This window comes from Kitasatospora sp. NPDC058115 (genome assembly GCF_042884635.1).
In the GTDB taxonomy this organism is placed as follows: domain Bacteria; phylum Actinomycetota; class Actinomycetes; order Streptomycetales; family Streptomycetaceae; genus Kitasatospora.
In genome coordinates this window covers 1-8,043 of the sequence record NZ_JBHVTL010000062.1, presented here as the reverse complement: position 1 = coordinate 8,043, position 8,043 = coordinate 1, and the positions used below count along the sequence as shown (strand labels likewise).

The following is an 8,043-nucleotide window of genomic DNA, read 5'->3' as shown; positions in this document are numbered from 1 at the left end:
GGGCGGACGGCGAGGGCGGCGCGACGGAGGCGGGCGGCGGCGCCGAGGGGGCCCGGGCGCCGGGCCGCGGCGCCCGGCCGTCCGGCGCACCGCCACGCCCGGCCCAGCTGCCGCCGGACGCCGCCGACTTCACCGGCCGCACGGCGCCGGTGCGGGTGCTGTGCGAGGCGCTGGCCGCTCCCCCGGAGGACGGCGGGGCGCCGGGCCGGCCGCAGCAGGCGCTGGTGGTGGCGACCGTGGTCGGGATGGGCGGGGTCGGCAAGACGGCGTTGGCGCTGCACGTGGCGCACCGCGTCCGGGACGCCTACCCGGACGGCCAGCTGTACGTGGACCTGCGCGGCTCGGACCCGGTGCCGGCCGATCCGGAGGCGGTACTGAGCGGCTTCCTGGTGGCGCTCGGGGTCCCGGCGGACGCGGTGCCGGACGGCCTGGACGCGCGCTCGGCGCTGTTCCGCTCGGTGGTGGACGGCCGGCGCCTGCTGCTGGTGCTCGACAACGCCAAGGACGCGGCGCAGATCCGGCCGCTGCTGCCGGGGGCGGTCGGCTGCGCGGTGCTCACCACCGGCCGCACCAGGCCGGCCGGACTGCCGGCGAGCGTGCAGGTCGACCTGGACGTGTTCCAGCCGGAGGAGGCGCTCGACCTGCTGGGCCGCACGATCGGCGCACAGCGCCTGGCCGCCGAGCCGGACGCCGCCCGCGAGCTGGTGGTGGCCTGCGGGAACCTGCCGCTGGCGGTGCGGATCGTGGCCGCCCGGCTGGCGGCGCGCCCGGGCTGGACGGTGGAGACGCTCAGCCGCCGGCTGCAGGTGGAGCGGCGGCGGATCGACGAGCTGCGGATCGGCGACCTCGCGGTGGCGGCGGCCTTCGAACTGAGCTACCGCCAGCTGACCGGCGATCAGGCGAGGGCGTTCCGGCTGGTGGCCTCGGTGGACGGGCCGGACATCGGGCTGCCGGCGGCGGCCGCGCTGCTGGACCTCGACGCGTACGACGCCGAGGACCTGCTGGAGGCGCTGGTGGACGTGGCGATGGTGGAGTCGCCGTTCCCGGGGCGCTACCGGTACCACGACCTGCTGCGGGCCTTCGCGCGCCGCCGACCGGCGCAGGGGGCGGAGGACGGCGGCGAGGCGGAGGCGGTGACGGCCCGGGACCGGCTGCTGGACCACCTGCTGGCCACCGCCTGCACCGCCTTCCAGCACGCCGTGCCGGGTGATCCGGCGGCGGGCGCGCTCGGGCCGGCGCACTCCCCCGGCGTCCCGCTGCCCGGGCGGGAGGCCGCCCGGGAGTGGGCGGCCGTCGAGGGGGCGGGCGCGGTGGCGCTGGCGGCGCAGGTGGCCGCCGACCCCGCCGCCGGGCCCGCCACCGGGCGGGGACCGGCGCTGCGGGCGGCGATCGACCTGCTGATCGCGCTCACGCCGTTCGTGCTCACCCCGCCGAGCCGTCAGCTCGCCGCGACGGCGGACGCGCTGGCCGAGGCGGCCGCCCGGGACGGCGACGTCCGGGCGGAGGGGCGGGCGCACTTCCTGCGCGGCAACGTCGCGCTGGCCGCGACCCGGCTGGACGCGGCCGAGGCGGCGTCCCGGCGGGCGGTGGACGCGGCGCGCGCGGCCGAGGACTCGGTGGTCCTGCGGCAGGCGCTCAACGACCTCGGGCTGATCTGCCAGTTCCTGAGCCGCTACGACGAGGCGGTGGACCACTACGACGAGGCGCTGCTGCTGGCGAACCGGCTCGGGCACCGCTCCGGTGCGCTGGTGACGACGGTGAACGCGGCGCTGGCGCGGGTGCGCAGCGGCCGGGCGGACGAGGCGGTGGCGATCTGCCACGAGGCGCTGGCCGAGCTGCGGACCCGGCAGGACGATCCGGGCCGGGCGTACACGCTGTACGTGCTGGGGCTGGCGCTGCACGCGCTGGGGCGGCACGAGGAGGCGGTGACCTGGTTCGGCGAGTGCCTGGCGGTGTCGGTGGCGGCCGGGCTGCGGGACCGGGCGGCGCACGCGCGCTACCGGCTGGCGGACAGTCTGCGCGAGCTGGGCCGGGCGGACGAGGCGCTGGACCACGCCGGGCAGGCGCTGGCGCTCTGTGTGGAGCTGGGCGCGGAGCGGGACCAGGCGCAGGCGCTGGTGGTGCTGGGCTGTGCGCTGGCGGACCTCGGGCGCGGGGCCGAGGCGGGGGCGCGGCTGCGGGAGGCGTACGCGATCTTCCGGCGGCTGGGGCTTCCGGAGGCCGCCGAGGTGGCGGGGCTGCTCGCGGAGCCGGCGTTCGCGCTGGTGGATCCCTGAGGCGCGGGTGGTACGGGGGCGGCAGAAACGGTTCTGCGCGCGGTCGTCGGGCGGGCGGGGCTCAGGAGCCGGTGCTGTTCCAGTCCGAGTGGCCGTTGCCGTCGGTGGGGGTGGGGGTGGGCGTGGCGGTGGGGGCGGTGGTGCCGGTGCCCGTGCCGGTCGCGCCGTCCGCCATCGCGGTGCCGGCCGCGCCGAGGGCGAGCAGGGCGCCGAGGCCGAGGCCCGCGACGGCCAGGCTGATCCGGGCGGTGCCGATCGTCGAACGCTTCGCCATGACTGCTCCTCGGGTGGCCTTCCCTGCCGGGAAGGGCGGGTGCCGGGCTCTCCCCCGGCTGACGTGATCAGCATGGCAAGGGGCGTTCAACGGCCGATCGACGCACGAGCAGCGTGCGTCGACCGGCCGCGTTGATCGGGGTGTTGAGCGCTGTCGTCGCAGGTCAGGCGGCCTCACGGAGCTCCAGGGTGCAGCACTTCACGCTGCCGCCGCCCTTGAGCAGCTCCGACAGGTCCATCCCGATCGGGCGGAAGCCGTGGGCGCGCAGGACGGCCGCGACCCCGGTGGCCGGCTCCGGGTGCACCACGTGCAGGCCGTCGCCGGCCACGTTGAGCCCGAACGCCACGGCGTCCTCCTCCCCCACCAGCAGGGCGTCCGGGAAGAGCTGGCGCAGCACCGCCCGGCTGCCCGCCGAGAACGCGCCCGGGTAGTACATGATCAGGTCGCCGTCGAGCACGCTGAGCGCGGTGTCGAGGTGGTAGAAGCGCGGGTCGACGAGGTCCAGGCCGATCACCGGACGGCCGAGGAACTCCTGCGCCTCGGCGTGCCCGGCGGAGACGCTGCGAAAGCCCCGCCCGGCCAGCAGGAAGCGGTCGGTCAGCAGCAGGTCGCCCTCGCCCTCGTTGACGTGCACCGGGTCGTGGGTGGTGAAGCCGTGCGCCCGGAACCACTCCAGGTACGCCGGGCCCTCGGCGGCCCGTTCGGCGTTGCGGAACCGGGCGCCGAGCACCCGGCCGTCGACGACGGTGGCGCCGTTCGCCGCGTACACCATGTCGGGCAGGCCGGGCAGCGGGTCGATGAGGTCGACGCGGTGGCCGAGGTCGACGTAGAGCTCGTACAGGCGCTCCCACTGGGCCACCGCGAGGTCGGTGTCGACGGGCTTGGCCGGGTCCATCCACGGGTTGATCGCGTAGCTGACCTCGAAGTGGGTCGGACGGCACATCAGGTAGCGGCGGGGGCGGGCGGTGCGGGTCATGGCGGGCTCCGGGAGGGCGAGGGTGGGAGGAGCAGGGGGTCCGGCGGGCGGCGGGTCCGGCGGGCGGCGGGGCTCAGTGGGCGGGGCGGTTCAGTGGGCGGCGGGGCGCTCGGGGAAGTCGCGCCTGGCGCGCAGCGGGCTCGCCAGCAGCACGGCGCCGGCGGAGAGCAGCACGGACGCCATGATCCAGATGGTGGTGCGGGCCCCGAGCACCTCGCCCAGCCAGCCGCCGAGCAGCGCGCCGACCGGGATGGCGCTGAAGTTGACGGTGGCGGCGCTGGCCCGGATCCGGCCGATCATCGCGGGCGGGCAGTAGGACTGGTAGAAGCTGCCGGCCAGGACGTTCCCGGCGATCACCCCGCAGACCGCGACCGACCAGGCGACCGCGCTCACCGCGAGCGGCAGCCGGGCGCCGGCCATCGGCAGCAGCAGGATGAACGGCGCGGCGACCAGCTCGCAGAGCAGCAGCCCGCGGGCGGTGCCGAAGCGGCGGGCGATCCGCCCGGCGAGCGCCGCCCCGGCCAGGCCGCCGACCGAGACCACCGCGAAGACGGCGCCGATGCCGCCGGGCGAGACCCCGACGCTGCGGACCAGGAAGATCGTCTGGACGGCCTGGATGCCGTTGAGGCCGAGGTTGCCGACCGCCCCGAAGACCGCCAGGGTCCGCAGGTAGGGGTCGTGGGCCAGGAAGCGCACGCCCTCGCCGATCTCGCGCAGGATGCCGCGCCGCTCGGAGACCGGCGGCGGGGTCTCCTGCACCTTGATGGTGCCCAGGCAGAGCGCCGAGACCAGGTAGGTCACCGCGTCGGCGAGCAGGCCGCTGGCCGCGCCGAACACCTGGGACAGCACGCCGGCCAGGCCGGGCCCGGCGATCTCCGCCGCCGAGTCCCCGGAGCGCAGCTTGACGTTGGCCTCCAGCAGGTCGTCCTTGGCGACGATCGACGGCAGCACGGCCCCGTAGGCGGTGGAGAAGAACACCTTCACCGCCCCGGCCAGCAGGGCGACCAGGATCAGCTGGGCCATCGTCAGGGCGTCGAACCAGCCGGCCACCGGCACGCTGCCGAACAGCACGAGCAGCAGCAGGTCGCAGACCAGCATGACCTTCAGCCGGGGCCAGCGGTCCACCCAGGCGCCGGCCAGCAGGCCGAGGAAGAGCCAGGGGACCCAGGCGGAGGCGGTGAGCACGCCGACCATGAACGGCGAGGCGTCCAGGGTCACCACCGCCACCAGGGCGAGGGCGACGTTGCCGACCGCGGTGCCGAGCCCGCTGGTCGTCTCACCGACCCAGAGCTTGCGGAAGTTCGCCTGGGCCCACAGGCCCCAGCGGCTGCGGCGGGGTCCGTCGTCCACCGCGGGCGGCTCGACCGGGACGGTAGTGGTGGTCATCGCGGGTCACTCTCCAGCGTGTCGGCCAGCACGGCGGCGATCCGTGCGAGGGGCTCGGGTTGGGTCAGGGCGCCGTGCGCGCAGTCGATCCGGTGGGCGGTGACGGGACCGCCGAGGTACGGGGCCCAGGCGGCCTCGTAGGGCCAGTCGGCGGGCTTGTCGGCGGTGGCGCCGACGAAGACGGCCGCGCCCCGGTAGTGGCCGGGCACGTGCTCGGCCATCAGCTTGCGGTGGTGCTCGAAGACGTCGGGCAGCAGGCCGGCGGCCTCGCCGAGCAGGGCGGTCAGATCGGCCTGGCCGCGCCCGTCGGCCGGGTCGTAGCCGAGCGAGACGAGGAGTTCGGCGAGGGTCTCCACCGGGTCGTCGGAGGCCGGGTGCTCCTCGGCGACCGCCCCGGCCGGGAGGCCGTCGAGCAGGGCGAGCAGGGCGACCTCCTGGCCCGCCGCCTGGAGCTGGACGGCCATCTCCTGGGCGACCACAGCCCCGAACGACCAGCCGAGCAGGTGGTACGGGCCCTGCGGCCGCACGGCCCTGATCTCCCGGACGTAGTCGGCGGCGATCTCGGCGACGGCGGCCGGTGAGCCGCCGCGCAGACCGCGGGCCTGGAGGCCGAACACCGGGCGCCGCGGGTCGAGGTGGCGCAGCAGGCCGGAGTAGACCCAGCTGATGCCGGCGGCGGGGTGGACGCAGAACAGCGGGGCCCGGCCGCCCTCGGCGCGCAGCGGGAGCAGCACGTCCAGGGCGTCGGAGCGCTCGCCCCCGGCGTTCTCCAGCCGGCGGGCCAGCCCGGCCACGGTGGGGGCCTCGAACAGGGCCCGCATGCCGAGGTCGGCGCCGAGGGTGGTGCGGATCCGGGCGAGCAGCTTCATGGCGAGCAGCGAGTGGCCGCCGAGGTCGAAGAAGCCGTCGTCGATCGTGACGCCGTCGACCCCGAGGACGTCCGCGAAGAGCGCGCAGAGCCGGTGCTCGCGCGGGGTGCGCGGGGCCCGGCCGGTGGGCGAGGCGGAGAGGTCGGGGGCGGGCAGCGCGCGGCGGTCGACCTTGCCGCTGCCGGTCAGCGGGAAGGCGTCGAGCGGGACGACCGCCGCCGGGACCATGTGGCCGGGCAGCGACTCCGCGACGAAGGCGCGCAGTTCGGCCGGGTCGGGCGCGGTGGCGCCCTCGGGGACGACGTAGGCGACCAGGCGGGGGCCGCCGGCGCCGTCCTCGCGGGCCGTCACGGTGGCGGCCCGGACGCGCGGGTGGCGGGTGAGCGCGTGCTCGATCTCGCCGGGTTCGATCCGGAAGCCGCGGATCTTGACCTGGTGGTCGGTGCGGCCGAGGTAGTCGAGGCCGCCGTCGCGGGTGCGGCGGACCAGGTCGCCGGTGCGGTACATCCGCTCCCCCGGCCGGAAGGGGTCGGCGACGAAGCGCTCGGCGGTCAGCTCCGCGCGGCCGAGGTAGCCGCGGGCCAGCCCGGCGCCGGCCAGGTAGAGCTCGCCGGGGACCCCGGGCGGGACGGGGGCCAGGTGCTCGTCCAGCAGGTAGGCCCGGGTGCCGAGCACGGTCCGGCCCAGCGAGGGCCGGCCGGTGGCGGTGACGGGGTGGGTGAGGGCGTCGACGGTGGACTCGGTCGGGCCGTAGAGGTTGCGGGCGGTGGTGCGCGGGGCCGCCGCGCGCAGCCGGTCCCAGAGGTCCTGGCCGACCGCCTCGCCGCCGAGGAGCAGCAGTCGCGGGGCGTCCGGGCCGTCCAGCAGTCCTTCGGCGACGAGTTGTTCGGCGTAGCCGGGGGTGATGCCGAGGGTGTCGATCCGGGCGGTGCGGACGTGCCGGACGAGGGCGGCGGCGTCGCGGCGCAGGTCGTCGCCGATGAGGTGCAGCTCATGGCCGGCGATCATCCAGAGCAGGCTGTCCCAGGAGGCGTCGAAGCAGAGCGAGGCGGTCAGGGCGGCGCGCAGCCGGCCGTGGGCGCCCCCGTGCCCGGCGAAGGTCTCGGCGCGGTGGTGGGCCAGCAGCGCGGCGATCGAGCCGTGGGTGACCACCACGCCCTTGGGGCGGCCGGTGGAGCCGGAGGTGTAGATGACGTAGGCGGCGTGCGCCGGGTCGGGGTCGGCGGCGGGGGCCGGCGCGGGGGCGGCCGGTTCGTCGGTGTGCACCGGGAGGGTCGTCAGCCCGGTGAGGAGTTCGGGCAGCGGCCAGCCGTCGCCGGTGACGGCCAGGGCGGGCGCGGCGTCGGCGAGCATCGCCGCCGTCCGCTCGGCCGGGTACTCCGGATCCAGCGGGAGCGAGGCGGCGCCGGAGCGGAGGACGGCGAGCAGGGCGACCACCGTCCCGGCCGAGCGCGGCAGGGCCAGGGCGACGACCGTGTCCGGTCCGGCTCCCGCCGCGCGCAGCCGGGCGGCCAGGCGGTCGGCGCGGGCGTCCAGTTCGGCGTAGTCCAGCCGGACGTCCCCGAAGACCAGGGCGGTCGCGTCCGGGGTGCGGGCCGCCTGCGCGGCGAAGGCGGCCGGCAGCAGCGGCACGTCGGGGGGCAGGGGGTCGGCGGGGGCGAGGAGTGCGGCGCGTTCGCCCGCGTCCAGCAGGTCGGCGCGGCCGATCGGCTGCTCCGGCCGCGCCGCGACGGCGGCCAGCAGCCGGCCGAAGCGGGTGGCGATGGCCTCGACGGTCTCCCGGTCGAACAGGTCGGTCGCGTAGTCGATCGCGCATTCCAGCCCGGCGGGCGTGCCGTCGGCGTCGAAGGACTCGCCCATGCCGATCGAGAGGTCGAACTTGGCGGCGTACCCGCCGACCGGCTCGACGCCGGCCGGGAGACCGGCGAGGTCCGGCGGGGTGTCACCGGCCCCGGCGGCGCCGGGGGTGCCGCCCTGGAGCAGCAGCATCACCTGGAACAGCGGGTGGCGGGCCAGCGAGCGGACCGGGTTGAGCTCCTCGACCAGCCGCTCGAACGGCACGTCCTGGTGGGCGTGGGCGTCGAGCTGGCTCTCCCGGACCCGGGCCAGCAGGTCGGCGAAGGCCGGGTCGCCGGAGGTGTCGGTGCGCAGGACCAGGGTGTTGACGAAGAAGCCGACCAGGTCGTCCAGCGCCTCGTCGGAGCGGCCGGCGACCACCGAGCCGATCGGCACGTCGGTGCCCGCCCCGAGACGGGTGAGCAG

5 protein-coding genes are annotated in these 8,043 nt (G+C 77.0%); 1 reads left to right on the top strand and 4 read right to left on the bottom strand.

Features of this window, described 5'->3' with window-relative positions; translation table 11 throughout:
- On the top strand, positions 1–2,276 hold a 2,276-nt coding region (locus tag ACFVVL_RS35215; protein WP_387682647.1), incomplete at its 5' end, for an ATP-binding protein.
- A gap of 61 nt (positions 2,277–2,337) precedes the next feature.
- On the opposite strand, the gene ACFVVL_RS35210 is transcribed toward ACFVVL_RS35215, so the two are convergent.
- The 4 genes from ACFVVL_RS35210 to ACFVVL_RS35195 all read right to left on the bottom strand — a co-directional run.
- On the bottom strand, positions 2,338–2,550 hold the full coding sequence (locus tag ACFVVL_RS35210; RefSeq protein ID WP_380297887.1) for a hypothetical protein: 213 nt from the start codon (positions 2,548–2,550) through the stop codon (positions 2,338–2,340).
- A 163-nt stretch (positions 2,551–2,713) separates the two neighbouring features.
- Positions 2,714–3,526: a dimethylargininase gene (gene ddaH / locus ACFVVL_RS35205; RefSeq protein ID WP_387682644.1), complete on the bottom strand. Its 813-nt coding sequence runs from the start codon at positions 3,524–3,526 to the stop codon at positions 2,714–2,716.
- 90 nt (positions 3,527–3,616) lie between these two features.
- Positions 3,617–4,912 (bottom strand): MFS transporter, encoded by a 1,296-nt coding sequence (locus tag ACFVVL_RS35200; protein WP_380297889.1) that lies wholly within the window; start codon positions 4,910–4,912, stop codon positions 3,617–3,619.
- On the bottom strand, positions 4,909–8,043 hold a 3,135-nt coding region (locus ACFVVL_RS35195; protein WP_387682641.1), incomplete at its 5' end, for an amino acid adenylation domain-containing protein. The genes ACFVVL_RS35200 and ACFVVL_RS35195, both read right to left, overlap by 4 nt.

What these genes read in the sequence shown, in the direction of transcription:
- ACFVVL_RS35210 (WP_380297887.1), bottom strand. Translation starts at nt 2,550, where the DNA reads ATGGCGAAGCGTTCGACGATCGGCACCGCCCGGATCAGCCTGGCCGTC.
- ddaH (WP_387682644.1), bottom strand. Translation starts at nt 3,526, where the DNA reads ATGACCCGCACCGCCCGCCCCCGCCGCTACCTGATGTGCCGTCCGACC.
- ACFVVL_RS35200 (WP_380297889.1), bottom strand. Translation starts at nt 4,912, where the DNA reads ATGACCACCACTACCGTCCCGGTCGAGCCGCCCGCGGTGGACGACGGA.